11 protein-coding genes are annotated in these 15,157 nt (G+C 65.9%); 7 read left to right on the forward strand and 4 right to left on the reverse strand.

Annotated elements, in window-relative coordinates; genetic code table 11:
* Window positions 1-50: 50 nt before the first annotated feature.
* Window positions 51-623 (forward strand): urate hydroxylase PuuD, encoded by a 573-nt coding sequence (locus VGN62_RS02825; protein WP_327450961.1) that lies wholly within the window; start codon window positions 51-53, stop codon window positions 621-623.
* 56 nt (window positions 624-679) lie between these two features.
* Here VGN62_RS02825 and VGN62_RS02830 read toward each other — a convergent pair whose 3' ends face one another.
* From VGN62_RS02830 to VGN62_RS02845, 4 genes are all read right to left on the reverse strand, one after another.
* Complete coding sequence (locus VGN62_RS02830; RefSeq protein ID WP_327450963.1) at window positions 680-1,234, reverse strand: gamma carbonic anhydrase family protein; 555 nt, start codon at window positions 1,232-1,234, stop codon at window positions 680-682.
* Window positions 1,231-3,522 (reverse strand): fused MFS/spermidine synthase, encoded by a 2,292-nt coding sequence (locus VGN62_RS02835; protein WP_327450965.1) that lies wholly within the window; start codon window positions 3,520-3,522, stop codon window positions 1,231-1,233. The genes VGN62_RS02830 and VGN62_RS02835 overlap by 4 nt, the downstream gene beginning before the upstream one ends.
* Window positions 3,488-4,486 carry a porphobilinogen synthase gene (gene hemB / locus VGN62_RS02840; protein WP_327450967.1) on the reverse strand — a complete coding sequence of 333 codons (999 nt, stop codon included), beginning with the start codon at window positions 4,484-4,486 and terminating at the stop codon, window positions 3,488-3,490. The genes VGN62_RS02835 and hemB overlap by 35 nt, the downstream gene beginning before the upstream one ends.
* 61 nt (window positions 4,487-4,547) lie before the next feature.
* On the reverse strand, window positions 4,548-6,092 hold the full coding sequence (locus VGN62_RS02845) for a M23 family metallopeptidase (protein WP_414713242.1): 1,545 nt from the start codon (window positions 6,090-6,092) through the stop codon (window positions 4,548-4,550).
* Window positions 6,093-6,366: 274 nt separating this feature from the next.
* Here VGN62_RS02845 and VGN62_RS02850 point away from each other — a divergent pair, with 274 nt between their 5' ends.
* The 6 genes from VGN62_RS02850 (at window position 6,367) to VGN62_RS02875 (ending at window position 15,148) form a co-directional block, all read left to right on the forward strand.
* Window positions 6,367-9,141, forward strand: a complete 2,775-nt coding sequence (locus VGN62_RS02850; RefSeq protein ID WP_327450971.1) for a helicase-related protein — start codon at window positions 6,367-6,369, stop codon at window positions 9,139-9,141.
* The gene (locus VGN62_RS02855) at window positions 9,141-9,500 is read left to right on the forward strand and encodes an RNA-binding S4 domain-containing protein (protein WP_327450973.1); all 360 of its coding nucleotides are present in this window, start codon (window positions 9,141-9,143) and stop codon (window positions 9,498-9,500) included. The genes VGN62_RS02850 and VGN62_RS02855 overlap by 1 nt, the downstream gene beginning before the upstream one ends.
* A 114-nt stretch (window positions 9,501-9,614) precedes the next feature.
* Window positions 9,615-9,953, forward strand: a complete 339-nt coding sequence (gene fdxA, locus VGN62_RS02860; protein WP_192647234.1) for a ferredoxin FdxA — start codon at window positions 9,615-9,617, stop codon at window positions 9,951-9,953.
* Window positions 9,954-10,106: 153 nt separating this feature from the next.
* Entirely contained in the window at window positions 10,107-10,757 is a 651-nt protein-coding gene (gene clpP / locus VGN62_RS02865) for an ATP-dependent Clp endopeptidase proteolytic subunit ClpP (protein WP_327450978.1), read from the forward strand.
* A 183-nt stretch (window positions 10,758-10,940) separates the two neighbouring features.
* Window positions 10,941-12,212 carry an ATP-dependent Clp protease ATP-binding subunit ClpX gene (gene clpX / locus VGN62_RS02870; RefSeq protein ID WP_327450980.1) on the forward strand — a complete coding sequence of 424 codons (1,272 nt, stop codon included), beginning with the start codon at window positions 10,941-10,943 and terminating at the stop codon, window positions 12,210-12,212.
* A 269-nt stretch (window positions 12,213-12,481) separates the two neighbouring features.
* Window positions 12,482-15,148, forward strand: coding sequence for a TonB-dependent receptor (locus tag VGN62_RS02875; protein WP_327450983.1), 2,667 nt, complete (start codon window positions 12,482-12,484; stop codon window positions 15,146-15,148).
* Window positions 15,149-15,157 lie beyond the last annotated feature (9 nt).

Here is a 15,157-nt window from a genome sequence, read left to right on the forward strand (position 1 = left end):
TCACCGGCTCCGGGTCGCACGCGGCGCCGCGATAACAAGGGGGAACTGCCATGGACAAATTTTTCGGAAACCTGCACGCCGTGCTCGGCGCGGGGCTCGTGCTCGCGATCATCCTGATGCTGTGCCTCAACGGCCAGAATTTCGAGGACGGGGTCGCTGCGGGCAATGCGATCATGCGCTGGCTGCACACCTTCTTCGGCGTGCTGTGGATCGGCCTGCTCTATTATTTCAACTTCGTCCAGATCCCGACGATGCCGAAGATTCCGGCCGAACTGAAGCCTGCCGTCGGCAAGCATATCGCGCCCGCCGCGCTCTTCTGGTTCCGCTGGGCGGCGCTGATCACCGTGCTGCTGGGCGTTGCGATCGCCGGCCACGCCAAATATCTCGCGCCCGCGCTTGGCCTGCAGGACCCGTACAAGCTGATCGGCGTCGGCATGTGGCTGGGCCTGATCATGGCGTTCAACGTCTGGTTCGTGATCTGGCCGAACCAGAAAAAGGCGCTGGGTATCGTCGAAGCCGACGATGCGACCAAGGCGAAAGCCGCCAAGACCGCGATGATCTTTTCGCGGACCAACACCCTGCTGTCGATCCCGATGCTCTATGCGATGGTGAACTTCAGCTAAGCCGGCTGGCAAGATTGCAAAGGGGCGCTCCGGGAGACCGGGGCGCCCTTTTCGTTTCAGCCCTCGATCGCCGCTTTGTGCATCCGCCCGTTCATCACATAATGCGCGACGCCGAGCTGCATCCCCGCCGCCTGCGCATCGTCGATTTCGCGCACGCGGCGCGCGGGCGATCCCGCCCATAGTTCGCGGCTCGGGATTTCCTTATTCTCGGTGAGCAGCGCACCCGCCGCGAGCATCGCATCGCTGCCGATGCGGCAGCCGTTCATCACCGTCGCCTTCAGCCCCACGAACGCCCGGTCGGCGAGCGTGCAGCCATGCACCATCGCGAGATGGCCGATCAGCACGTCTTCGCCGATGATCGTCGGGAAACCTTCGGGGCGGTGCGGCATCGGGCCGTCGCAATGAAGGATGCTGCCGTCCTGGATGTTCGAGCGCGCGCCGACGACGATGCGGCTGACATCGGCGCGCAGCACGCAATTATACCAGATGCTGACGTCGGGACCGATCGTGACGTCGCCGATGATGCGGCAACCCGGCGCGATGAAGGCGCTGGGGTCGATTTGCGGCGTCTTGCCATTGACGGTGATGATGCTGACGTCGTTGCGGGTCATTCGTCGCGCCCTCCGATGATATTCTTCCAGAGCAGGACCGGCAGCGTCGAGGCATAATCGTCGGTCCAGCGTTCGAAATTCGGCCGCGCCTCGAGCGGCACCCATGTATCGAGATCGCGCGAATCCTTGCGCGGTCTGATCCCGCCGGTCAATTGCTGCATCCGCTGCGGCGTCGCGGTCAGCGCGACCCAGTTCGACCCGGTCAGGTCGCCATATTCGTCGCCGATCGGGCCCGGGTCCATGCGGATCGCGCTCGTCCAGCCGCGCGCCTTCGCCTCTGCCGCCAGGACGGGTTCGAGTCCGAAGAAACGGTTCGAGATATGGATGAGCAATATGCCGTCGGGCTTCATTGCGCGCGCATAGATGCCGATCGCTTCGCGGGTCAGCAGGTGCAGCGGGATCGCGTCGGACGAGAAAGCGTCGATGACGATGATGTCGAAACGTCCCGCCGGCTGGTTCGCGAGCTGGAGCCGTGCGTCGCCGATAACGATCGGCGTGTCGCCGGCGCAATCGGACAGGAAGGTAAATTTCGCAGGGTCGCGCGCGATGTCGACCATCACCGGGTCGATTTCGAAGATCGTCCAGTTCTGCCCCGGCTTGCGGTAGCAGGCGAGCGTGCCCGCCCCCAGCCCAACGATCCCGACCGACGCGTTCGGACCCGCCAGCGCTTCGGCTTTGTCGAGCGTCAACCCGACCCCCGACTGATGCCCGTAATAGGTGGTCGGGTCGCGCCGATGCGCCGCGTCGGTGCGCTGGAGACCGTGGAGCGTCGTCCCGTGCGCGAGGCGGCGCTGGTTCGATGCAGGATAGTCGGTGACCGTATAGACGCCGAAATAGCTGCGAACGCGCGCGCCGGTGAAGCTTTCCTGGATCGTGTCCCAGCCGCCGACCCCGATCATCAGCAGCGCGAGCACAGGCACAAAGGCCCAGCGCCAGCCGATAACGAGCATTCCGACGACGAAGATCGCGATGCCCCAACCCGCCACCGTGCCGTCGAACCGGCCCGTCCAGTTCGCAACCATATGCCAACTCGCAAAAGCCGCGATCACGACGAGCAGGACCGCAACGACACGCGTCGTTTTTACCTCGAGTCCCAGCCACTTGTCCCACGGGAAGAGCGCGGGCAGCGGCAACAGCATCGCCGCGACGAGGATCAGCAACGGATGCTCGTACACCCAGTCGAAGAGGAGCGGTGCGAACAGCGCCGCGAACAGGCCGCCGAGCACCCCGCCCGCCGACATGATCAGGTAGAAGAGCGTCAGATGCTGCGGCGCAGGACGGAGATGATAGAGATAGCCGTGCAGCGCGGTCGCGACGATGAACAGCATCGCAAGGCTGGCGAGCGCGACCATCATCGACCCGCCGCCCGAGCTGAGCAGGCCGAGTCCGCCCACCGAGAGCAACACGACCGGCGCGAGCAGCGTGATGACCTGTGTCGGCCGCTCCATCGTCGAAAAGGCGATGACGAAGCTGAGCAGGTAGAGCCCGAGCGGAAGCACCCAGAGCAAAGGCATCGCGACGATATCGGTGGTGAGGTGCGTCGTCGTCGACAGCATCAGCCCCGACGGCACTGCCGCGATCAGCAGCCAGTGAAGCTGGCGCCGTAGCGTCGGGCGCGGTTCGGCTGTGGCGGCGACATGGCTTTCCGCGGCGCCGTGCCAGCGCGCGGCAGCCGCCCCGGCGACGAGCAGGACGAGCGCGGCGTAGCCCACGGTCCAGCCCCAGCTTTGCGCCGCGAGCGGCATCGTCGGTTCGACGAGCGCCGGATAGCTGATGAGGCCGGCGAAGCTGCCGAGGTTCGACGCGGCATAAAGATAATAGGGATCGCCCGCGCGCGCGTCGGCGGCGAACCAGCGCTGCATCAACGGCGCCTGCGCCGAGACGACGAAGAAGACGGGGCCGATCGAGGCGAGCAGGAGCAAGGGAACCCACAGCGCCTCCTGCCCCGGGCCGGGCGGCGCGATCTCGGCGATGCCGATCGGGAGCCACAGTGCCGCGACAAGGAACAGCGCGAGGTGGATGATCGCCTGACGCCGCACGGTGAAGCGGCCGAGCCAATGCGCATAGGCATAGCCGCCGAGCAGCAGCGCCTGATAGACGAGCATCGCGCTGTTCCACACCGCGGGGGCGCCGCCGAGCTTCGGCAGCACCATCCGCGCGACCATCGGCTGGACGAGGAACAGCAGGAAACTGCCGACGAGGATCGTCAGCACGAACAGCCAGCGGCGCGGCGAGACGGAACCGGTCACGCGATCAGGCGCCGAGCAGCCGTGCCGCGTGGAGCGCATGATAGCTGAGCACCCCCGACGCCCCCGCCCGGCGGAAGGCGAGCAGCGTTTCGAGGGCGAGCGCATCGCGGTCGCCCGCGCCTGCCGCAGCCGCCGCCTCGATCATCGCATATTCGCCCGACACCTGGTACGCGTAGACCGGCACCGCGAAATTGTCCTTCACCGCGCGCACGATGTCGAGATAGGGCAGCCCAGGCTTCACCATCACGCTGTCGGCACCCTCCGCAAGATCCTGTGCAACCTCGCGCAAGGCTTCCTCGCTGTTTGCGGGGTCCATCTGGTACGTCTTCTTGTCGCCCTTCAGCAGCCCGCGCGAGCCGACCGCGTCGCGGAACGGGCCGTAGAAAGCCGACGCGTATTTCGCGGCATAGCTCATGATCTGGACATGGCCGAAGCCTTCGGCCTCAAGCGCCGCGCGGATCGCGCCGATGCGGCCGTCCATCATGTCGCTGGGCGCGATGACGTCGGCGCCCGCGCGCGCCTGATTGAGCGCCTGCCCGACCAGCACCGCGACCGTTTCGTCGTTGAGGACATAGCCGGCGCCGTCGATCAGCCCGTCCTGCCCATGGCTGGTGTAAGGATCGAGCGCGACGTCGGTGAGCACGCCGATGTCGTCACCGAGCGCCTGCTTGATCGCGGCGGTCGCGCGGCACATGAGGTTATCGGGATTGAGCGCTTCGCCGCCATCCTCGCTGCGCCGGTCGACTTGCGTATAAGGGAAAAGCGCGAGGCACGGGATGCCCGCGGCGACCGCGTCCTTCGCACGCTCGACGAGCAGGTCGACCGACCAGCGCGACACGCCGGGCAGGCTCGCGATGGGTTCCTCGGTGCCCGATCCGTCGCAGACGAACAGCGGCCAGATGAGGTTGGCGGGCGACAGGTGCGTTTCGCGCACCATCGCGCGGCTCCAGCCGGTGCGGCGAGTGCGGCGGAGGCGCAGGTCGGGGAAAGCGGCTTGGGTCATGCGGGGTGCATAGCGGCGCTTGGCTGCGGGGCAAATGGATATTGCCGCTTTTTATGCGGGGTCAGATGCCGTCGCCGGCCCGCTTCGATGCCATGTCGGCGAGGCTGCCGAGCTTCGGCCCCTCAATTTGCTTCGCCGCCACCGGGGCCAGCGCGGCGCCCGGCGCGATCGACGTCAGCGCGCGGATACGCGCGCGGAAATCGGCGAGATCCTTGCCCTCGAGCAGCGCGCGGGTGACGAAGGTCACCGAGGACGGGTTCACCGCGCGCCCGTTACGATAGAGCTCATAATGGAGATGCGGGCCGGTCGAGAGGCCGGTCGAGCCGATATAGCCGATCACCTGCCCGCGATTGACCCTTTGGCCGGGGCGTACCGCGATACGGCTCATATGCCCATAGCCGGTGCCAAGTCCGTTGCCGTGGTTGAGCTTCACATAATTGCCGAAACCGCCGTGACGCCCGGCAATCGTCACGACGCCATCGGTGACGGCATAGATCGGCGCGCCATAACCCCCGCCGAAGTCCATGCCGCTGTGCATCCTTTTGTAGCCGAGGATCGGGTGGCGGCGCATCCCGAAGGTCGAGGTGACGCGCCCGTTGGTGGGACGCGCCATGCCGCCGCGCTGCTGGCCGACGCCCGACGCCTCATACCATTGGGCGCGGCCGCCCGTATTCCATTCGAGCATCGACAGCTTTGGCTTGCCGCCGCGGATCAGCCCCGCATAGAGCAATTTGCCCGTCTCGCTCTCGCCCGTTTCGGCGCGGCGATAATCGACGATGATGTCGAATTCGTCGTTCGAACGGATACCACTGCCGACCGAAATCTGCTGGCCGATGACGCGCAGGTACGACTGGATCGCCTGCGGCGGCGCACCGGCGGCGCGCGCCGAGCGGTACAGGCTGTCGCCGACGCGTCCGCGGATGCGCAGCGGCGTCGCGTCGACCGCAATCGGGATACGCCGCATGACAAGCTGGCCGCCCTGCCGCTCCATCTCGATGCGAAGATCGAAGCGCGCGCGCATCGCGAGCGCCTCCACCGGGCGCGGCATGGTGCGCGCCGCACGGCGGCCGAGGATCAGGTCGATGCGCGTGCCCGGCGCGATATCGGCGAGCGGTACCGCACCCGAAACCTGGTTTGCGAGCGCCTGTGCCTCGCTGCTGCCGACGCCCGAACGTTCGAGCAGGCGCGCGAAGCTGTCGCCGCTGCCGAGTGTGGCGGTGAGTTCGATCTGCGGCCGTTCGGGGGTCTGGGTCAGCGGTCGCACCGCATCGGTCGCCGCCATATGCCGTCCGGTGTCGCCGCCGAACGCGAGCGGCACGATCATCTGCGCGCGCGCTTCGTTGAAATCGGCGGCGTCGAGCGCGGGGGTGCCGCCGACCTCGAGCGGCTGGATGCCGGGGAAGGTCGCGATCGCGGTCCCGCACAGCAGGGTTAATGTGGCGAGCCCGCGCCACCATTCGGCCGAACCGATATGGTCGCCAAGGTCGGGGACGAGGTCGAGCTGCGCGAGCCGGTCGCGCCAGCCGAGATGCGGTTCGGCGTCGGAGTCGCTGCGTCGCAGCGGGATCGCTTGCGACATCGTGAGGGCGGCCGCGTTGCCGGACATCCCCGCGATGGGTTCGTGACGCTGGAACAAATTGCAACCCCCGCTCGGCAGGCCTTCCCTATACCCGGCCGCCGAATGATGTTTTCGAGGCGTTGTCTGTAAAGAAAGGTCGTTAAAGTCAATTTAATGCCCCTTTTGCCGATGCGCCTTGCGGCAAGGCGTGTGGGGGTTGGGATAATATGCAAGCCTCGATGAAAAATCGGCCTCGATACTGCCATCGGGCGATCGCCTGTTGCGCCGCGCCCGCACCCATGCCAGCTTGGCAGCCAAGAAAATGACGTCAACCTCCTCCCAGCCGGTCAAGGCTGTCCTTGGCCCCACCAACACCGGCAAAACCCATTTGGCGGTCGAGCGCCTGACCGCCCGTTCGAGCGGCATGATCGGCTTTCCGCTGCGCCTCCTCGCGCGCGAAGTGTACGACCGCGTCGTCGCGATCAAAGGCGCGGCGCAAGTCGGCCTCGTCACCGGCGAAGAGCGAATCATCCCGCCCGACGCGCGCTACCTGCTCGGCACGATGGAAGCGCTGCCGGTCGAGCGCGACGTCGCCTTTGTCGGCATCGACGAGGCGCAGCTCGGCGCCGATCCCGAACGCGGCCATGTCTTTACCGACCGGCTGCTGCGCGCGCGCGGACGCGAGGAAACGATGATCCTGGGCTCGGCGAGCATCAAGGGTCTGGTCAAGGGGCTCGTGCCCGATGCCGAGATCATCACGCGGCCGCGCTTTTCGACATTGAGTTATGCCGGATCGTCGAAACTGTCGCGCCTGCCCAAACGATCGGCGATCGTCGCCTTCTCGGCCGAGGAGGTGTACGCCATCGCCGAAATGCTGCGCCGCTTTTCGGGCGGCGCCGCGGTGGTGATGGGCGCGCTCAGCCCACGAACCCGCAATGCCCAGGTCGCGATGTTCGAGGCGGGCGAGGTCGACTATCTCGTCGCGACCGATGCGATCGGCATGGGGCTGAACCTCAATGTCCAGCATGTCGCCTTCGGCTCCTTACAAAAATTCGACGGGCGGCGCCTCCGCCGCCTGACGATTTCGGAGATGGCGCAGATCGCCGGCCGCGCCGGACGCCACCAGCAGGACGGCAGCTTCGGCACCGTCGGCCTGCCGCAGGGCGGCTTCACCCCCGAGGAAATCGCCGCGATCGAGGGACATCATTTCTCGCCACTCGCGAGCCTGTTCTGGCGCAATCCGACGCCGGGTTTCGGGTCGCTCGACCAGCTTTTGTCCGATCTTGCGCAACCGCCCACGCAACCGATGCTGCGCGCCGCGCCCGAGGCGGTCGATATCGCGGTTCTCAAGCATCTCGCGGGCGATATGGAGGTGCGCGCGCGCGGCGGCGATTTCGATGCGGTCCAGCGCCTTTGGGACGTGTGCGGCCTCCCCGATTTCGAACAATTGGGTGCCGAACATCACAGCCGCACCGTGTTCAAGCTATGGCAGTGGCGCACGACCGGCGACGGGATGATCGACCCCGACTGGTTTGCGCGCCGCCTCGCGCGGCTGAACGATGTCGAGGGCGATATCGACCAGCTCGCGAGCCGCATCGCCGCGGTGCGCACGCTCTGCTTCATCGCGCAGCGCGGCGACTGGATCGCGGGCGCGGCAGGGTGGACCGAACAGACGCAGGCGCTCGAATCGCGCCTGTCCGACGCATTGCATGCCGCGCTCGCGCAGCGTTTCGTCGACCGGCGGCTCGCGCTGCTGCTCCGCGACGCGGGGCAGCGCAACGCCGCGCTGCCCGTCGCGGTCGGCGCCGACGGCACCGTCGCGGTCGACGGCGAACCGATCGGCACCCTCAAGGGCTTTCAGTTCAAGGTCGATCCGGTCGCCAAGGCGAGCGATCACCGCATGCTGCTCGCAGCCGCCGAAAAGCATCTGCGCGCCGAACTCGCCCGCCGGGCAACCGCGCTGGCGGAGGGCGACGACAGCGCGCTGTCGCTGATCGCCGAACCGGGAACCGCGCCGCGCCTCGCCTGGCACGGCCACGCCATCGCCAGCCTCGCGCGCGGGCCAACGCTCGTCCAGCCGGCGATCCAGATCGATCCGTCGCTGCGGCGGCTCGAACCCGGACAGGTGCAGGCTATTTCCGAGCGCCTTCAGCGGTTTGTCGCGACGCAACTTGCGCGCCACGCCGGGCCGCTCGCCGCGATGGGCGAGGCGGCGGGCGACCTGTTCACCCCGCCCCGCGTCCGCGCGCTGCTCGCCGCGCTCACCGACAACAGCGGCACGATCGGCCGCGCGGCGGTCGAGGATCAGCTCAATGCGCTGACGCCCGAGGAGCGGCCGCAGCTGCGCAAGCTCGGCTTCACCATCGGCTCGCTCGACATCTTCCACCCGCTCTTGCTCAAGCCCGAGGCGGTGCGCTGGCGCGCGGCGCTGGTCGCGGCGCAGCAGGGAACGCCGGTGCCGGCGCTGCCGCCGCACGGCGCGGTGCTGCAAAAGACCGGCAACCACGCCGGGCTGACGATCGCGGGGTTCCGCCGCTGCGCTTCGGGCTGGCTGCGCATCGACATGGCCGAAAAGCTGGCGCGGCAGGCGCATGCCGCGCGGATGCAGGCGGCCGCGCCGCCGACCGCACCGATCGTGAGCGCCGCCGAAGAACATCACGATGATGCCGGCGCCACCGATGAGCATGAAGGGGTGGCCGCCGCGCCGCCCCCCGGCTTCGTCATCGACCCCGCACTCGCGACCTCGCTCGGGCTCGACGAGGAGACGCGCCGCGCGCTGCTCGGCAGCTTCGGCTTTCGCGGCGTCGGCGAACCCGCGCTCCAGCGCTGGCGCTGGTCGGGGCTGCGCAAGCCCGACAAACGCCCGCGCCGCAAGCCGCATCGCAAAAATACCGGTGGACCGCCCCGCGCCGCTGCGAATGGCGAAGCGCGGCGCGCGCCCGCGCATCAGGCGAAGGGCAAGCGCGGCAAGGCCGACAAGCCGCGCGTCGACACCCCCCGCCCGCCGCGTCCCGATCGACCGGAGCGGCGCGGCCCGTCCCCCAACAGCCCCTTCGCGGGCCTTGCCGCGCTGCTCGCGGACGCGCGCAAGGACTGATGACGAGCCCCGGCGCCGCGGGCAGCATCCGGCTGGACAAGCTGCTTTGGTATCTGCGCTTCGCGCGCTCGCGCAGCATCGCGCAGGCGATGGTCGCGGCGGGGCATATAAGGCTCGACGGGCGGCGCATCACCCGGTCATCGTGCGCGGTCCACGCCGGTGCGACGCTGGTGCTGCCGGTCGGCGAGCGGATCGAGGTCATCCGCCTGCTTTCGTTGCCGCCGCGCCGCGGCCCGGCAACCGAGGCACAGGCCTGCTACGAGCGGCTCGGCCCCGCCCCCGCCGATCCCGCGCCGCCCGCTATCGACGCCGATGGAAATGCTTTGCACCCCGAACAGCCCGATCGCACTAATCAATGAGAGTGATTCGCAACTGTCGCTTAGCGTTGACGCACCGCCGTCACGCGGCATAGAGGCGAGCCGGTATGAGAGTCTGACGGCCCGTTCGCCGTCATGTGAGGGAGCCGAAAACCCATGACCTATGTCGTCACCGATGCCTGCGTCCGGTGCAAATATATGGACTGTGTCGAGGTGTGTCCCGTCGACTGTTTCTATGAGGGCGAGAATATGCTCGTCATCAATCCGAACGAGTGCATCGACTGCGGCGTGTGCGAGCCCGAATGCCCCGCCGAAGCGATCCTGCCCGACACCGAGAGCGGCCTCGAAAAGTGGCTCGAGGTGAACGCCAAGTTCAGCGCCGAATGGCCGAACATCACGGTCAAGAAGGAAACGCCGGCGGACGCCGACGAGTTCAAGGGCGTCGAGAACAAGTTCGAGACGCTCTTCTCGCCCGAGCCCGGCGAGGGTGACTGACCCGAAAATGGACAAACGGAACGGGGCGGGACTTTCCCGCCCTTTCTTTTTGCCCCCTTGAAAGAGCTCCGCTTGGCGACGATGTAGAACGTCGGAGGGGCCAGCCCGCCGGTTCTCGGCACGGCATCCCGGAAACATAAGGACGAAATTCCAATGATCGACCCGCTCGCAGCCCTGGTTCCCGTCGTCGTCGAACAGACGAGCCGCGGCGAACGCAGCTTCGACATTTTCTCCCGCCTGCTGCGCGAACGGATCGTCTTCGTCACCGGCGAGGTCGAGGACAATATGGCCTCGCTGATCGTCGCCCAATTGCTGTTCCTCGAATCGGAGAATCCGAAGAAGGACATCTATATGTACATCAACTCGCCGGGCGGCGTCGTCACGGCGGGCATGGCGATCCACGACACGATGCAGTACATCCGCCCGCGCGTCGGCACGGTGTGCATCGGCCAGGCGGCATCGATGGGCAGCTTCCTGCTCGCCGCGGGCGAACCCGGGATGCGCGTCGCGCTGACCAACGCTCGTGTGATGGTCCACCAGCCGTCGGGCGGCGCGCGCGGCATGGCTTCGGACATCGAGATCCAGGCCAAGGAAATCCTGCGCATCCGCAAGCGGATGAACGACCTCTATGTGAAATATACCGGCAAGTCGCTGAAAGAGATCGAAAAGGCGATGGACCGCGACACCTTCCTCGAAGCCGACGAAGCCAAGGCATTCGGCCTCGTCGACCATGTCTATGACCGTCGTCCCGGCCTTCCCGGCGACGAAGCGCCGAAGGATGTGAGCGAAGGCCCGACGCCCTGATTCGACAAGGCGCGGCGCGGGCCCCGAAAAGGCTCCTTAACCGCGTTTCTTGACGACCGCTTCGCCCTCCGGCGCTACGCGGGACATTGTACCCGTGTCACCCAATTGCCATATTGTAATTGGGTGACCGGGGACTAGGATAAAGGCGGCGTTGCCCCTTTTGGGCATGCCATAGGAAGTTTTATGACGAAATTGAGTGGCTCGGACAGCAAGAGCACCCTTTACTGCTCCTTCTGCGGCAAGTCGCAGCACGAAGTCCGCAAGCTGATTGCCGGACCGACCGTGTTCATCTGCGACGAATGCGTCGAGCTGTGCAACGACATCATCCGCGAAGAGATCAAGGGCGGCGTCGCCGCGCGCAAGGATGGCGCGGTGCCGACCCCGCTGGAAATCTGCCAGCATCTCGACGCCTATGTGATCGGCCAGAACACCGCCAAGCGCGTGCTGTCGGTCGCGGTGCACAATCATTACAAGCGCCTCGCGAACAGCGGCCGCGGCGACGACGTCGAACTCGCGAAGTCGAACATTCTGCTCGTCGGCCCGACTGGCAGCGGCAAGACCTTGCTCGCACAGACGCTCGCGCGTTTCCTCGACGTGCCCTTCACCATGGCCGATGCGACGACGCTCACCGAAGCCGGCTATGTCGGCGAGGATGTCGAGAACATCATCCTGAAGCTGCTCCAGGCCAGCGACTATAATGTCGAAAAGGCGCAGCGCGGCATCGTTTACATCGACGAGATCGACAAGATCAGCCGCAAGGCCGAAAATCCGTCGATCACGCGCGACGTGTCGGGCGAAGGCGTGCAGCAGGCGCTGCTCAAGCTGATGGAAGGCACGACCGCGAGCGTTCCGCCGCAGGGCGGCCGCAAGCATCCGCAGCAGGAATTCCTGCAGGTCGACACGACGAATATCCTGTTCATCGCGGGCGGCGCGTTCAGCGGACTCGAAAAGATCATCGGCGACCGCCTGCAGGGCAAGTCGATCGGTTTCGGCGCGCATGTCGCCGGCCCCGACGAGCGGCGCAGCGGCGAAGTGCTCAAGCAAATCGAGCCCGAGGATCTGCTGAAGTTCGGCCTGATCCCCGAATTCGTCGGCCGCCTGCCCGTGATCGCGACGCTCGAGGATCTCGACGTCGATGCGCTGGTCAAGATCCTCGGCGAGCCCAAGAATGCGCTGGTCAAACAGTATAAGAAGCTATTCGACCTCGAAGAGGTCGCGCTGACCTTCACCGACGATGCGCTGGTTGCGGTCGCCAAAAAGGCGATCGAACGCAAGACCGGCGCGCGCGGGCTGCGCTCGATTGTCGAGGCTATCCTGCTCGACACGATGTTCGACCTGCCCGACCTTGCCGATGTCGTCGAGATCGTCGTCGACAAGGATGTCGTCGAGGGCCGCAAGGACCCGGTACGCGTCTATGCCGACAAGACGAAAGAAGCGGCTGGCGACGCCGCCTGAGTCGCAAGGGGGCGCCCCTCGGGGCGCCCTTTATGTTGCATTGCAGCAACAGTTGCCGGAAAAAACGCATCCACGCCTGTGGATAAATCCGCAAGCCTTACGCAAATTCGCGCTTTTTTAGCGGTTCGCCAGCAGCCGCGCCGCTCGCGGGTTGCACTGTCACAATTGCTGTCACAATCGTGCCACATGCGGGCTTCAGGGGCGCTCGCAGGTTTGGCGCGCCCCATTTGTGCGCCTGCCAAATGCACCACCAAAGGGGAAATCCTGAAATGAAATTCCGTCACACGCTTGCCGCCAGCGTTGCGCTGATCCCGGTCGCGCTGCTGTCCACGCCCGCTTTCGCCCAGTCGACGGGCTCGCAGGACTTCGAAAACGAGATCATCGTCACCGGTTCGCGCACGAACCAGGGCGTCGCCGGCGTGATCACGCCCGACACGACGAAGGCCAAGGCCGTCCTGACCCAGGAATTCATCGAGCGCCAGACGCCCGGCCAGACCGTCAACGACCTGATCAACCAGCTTCCGGGCGTCAGCTTCCAGAACAACGATCCGTTCGGTTCGGCCGGCGGCAAGATGTCGATCCGCGGTTTCGACAACACGCGCATCAGCCAGACGTTCGACGGCGTGCCGCTCAACGATTCGGGCAACTATGCGCTCTATTCGAACCAGCAGCTCGACCCTGAACTGATCGATCAGGTCAACGTCAACCTCGGCTCGACCGACGTCGACAGCCCGACCGCCGCCGCTTCGGGTTCGACCGTCAACTATCGCACGCGCACCCCGAGCGAAGAGTTCGGCGTGAAGGTCGTCGGTTCGGCCGGTGACTTCAACTTCTTCCGCATCTTCGGCATGGTCGACACCGGCGTGCTGACCCCGTGGGGCACGCGCGCCTTCATCTCGGGCAGCTCGGCGACCAACGACACCGTGTTCGGCAATGTCGACGGTCCCGTCCTGAAAGCGCACCGCGGCCGCATCAACAAGAAGCAGTTCAACGGCAAGATCTATCAGCCGATCGGCGAAGACGGCGACTTCGTCGCGGTGTCGGGCCATTACAACGAGAACCGCAACAATTTCTTCGGCTCGGTTCCGCTGCGCAATTTTAACAATAACGCGACGAACTTCGTCCCCAACATCTTCCCGCAGGACAAGGACGACCGCGACTATGGCATCGCGCGTTGCCAGATCAACACGGTCGCCCGCGCCGGCCAGGCCGACGTCGCGAACAGCTGCGGCTCGACTTTCGACGAGCGCATGAACCCGTCGAACACCGGCAACGTCCGCGTCAACTCGCGCTTCACGCTCGCCGAAGGTCTCGTCCTGACGGTCGACCCGAGCTTCCAGTACACCAAGGCGAATGGCGGCGGCACCGTCGTCGCGCAGGAAGCGCGCCGCGACGTCAACCCCAACCCGTTCGTGGGCACCACGCCGACCAACTCGAACTGCAACACGACGCCCAACGGCCCGTTCGTCAGCTGCCAGACCGGCTATATCGGCGGCACGCCCTATTTCGGCCGCGACCTCAACGGTGACGGCGACCTGCTCGACACGGTTCGCGTTCTCGCGCCCAGCCAGACGCAGACCAACCGCTACGGCCTGATCACCGGCCTGCGCTATGAAATGGGCGACCACACGTTCCGCGTCTTCTACAGCTATGAACGCGCGCGCCACCGCCAGACCGGCGAAACCAACATGCTGCGCCTCGACGGCCAGCCGACCGACCCGTTCGCGGTCAACGATCCGCTGAAGGATGTCGATGGCAACGTCCTGCAAAAGCGTGACCGCAAGTCGATCGCGACGCTGAACCTGTTCGGCGGCGAATATCGCGGCGAATTCGGTGCGCTGACCGTGCAGGCAGGCGGTTCGTACAAGATGTTCAAGCGCGACCTGACCAACTATTGCGCCACGTCGAGCGTGACCGGTTTTGTCGAATGCTTCGGCACCAACACCGCCGGCCTCGCCGCCTGGCTCGCGGCCAACCCGACGGTCACGACGGGTCCGGGCGTCACCTCGCCGGTCCAGGGTCCGCAGCAGCGTATCCGCAAGTACAACAAGTTCACGCCGAACGTCGGCCTGACCTATAACGTGACCGACGACATGAGCGTCTTCGCGAACTATTCGAAGGGCGTGCAGGTCCCGGGTACGGACAACCTATACAACGCGTTCTTCTTCCCGAACGACACCGAATCGGCGAACCCGGTTCCGGAAACGACCGACAACTTCGACCTTGGCCTGCGCTACCGCACCAGCCAGATCCAGGCACAGGCCGGCGTGTGGTACACGATCTTCAACGATCGTCTCGCCTCGTCGTTCGACCCGGAAACCGAGCGTAACGTTTATCGCAACCTCGGCCGCGTCGACAAATATGGTATCGACGCCAGCGTTTCGGTCCGCCCGATCCCCGAATTCTCGGTCTATGCGTTCGGTTCGTACCTGAAGTCGAAGATCAAGGACAATGTCCAGAACGGCATCTGTAACGCGGCGCAGGTTGCAGCCGGCCAGTTCCTTTGCACGACTGTCGGTGCTCCCGCGTTCGCCCTCACCAAGGGTAAGCGCGAATCGGGTTCGCCGACCTTCACCCTCGGCGGTCGCGTCCAGGGCGATATCGGTCCGATCTCGCTGGGTGCGCAGGCCAAGTACACCGGCCCGCGTTATGTGAACGACCAGAACCTGCCGCTGCTGCAGACCGTCGATGGCCGTCCCAACACGCCGGTCTATGGTGCGAAGGCACCGGGCTACACGCTGGTCGACCTCGACGCCCGCCTGAAGCTCGATTGGGCCGGTCTTGGCGACAAGGTCTACCTCCAGCTCAACATCACCAACGTGTTCGACAAGCTCTATGTCGGCGGTTTCGATGGCCAGCTGGCGGACAACACGGTTCCGTTCACCCAGATCGGCGCCCCGCGGACCTTCATCGGTTCGATGGTTGTGGCCTTCTAAGCCTGACGG

Source organism: Sphingopyxis sp., from assembly GCF_035998905.1.
GTDB lineage: Bacteria > Pseudomonadota > Alphaproteobacteria > Sphingomonadales > Sphingomonadaceae > Sphingopyxis.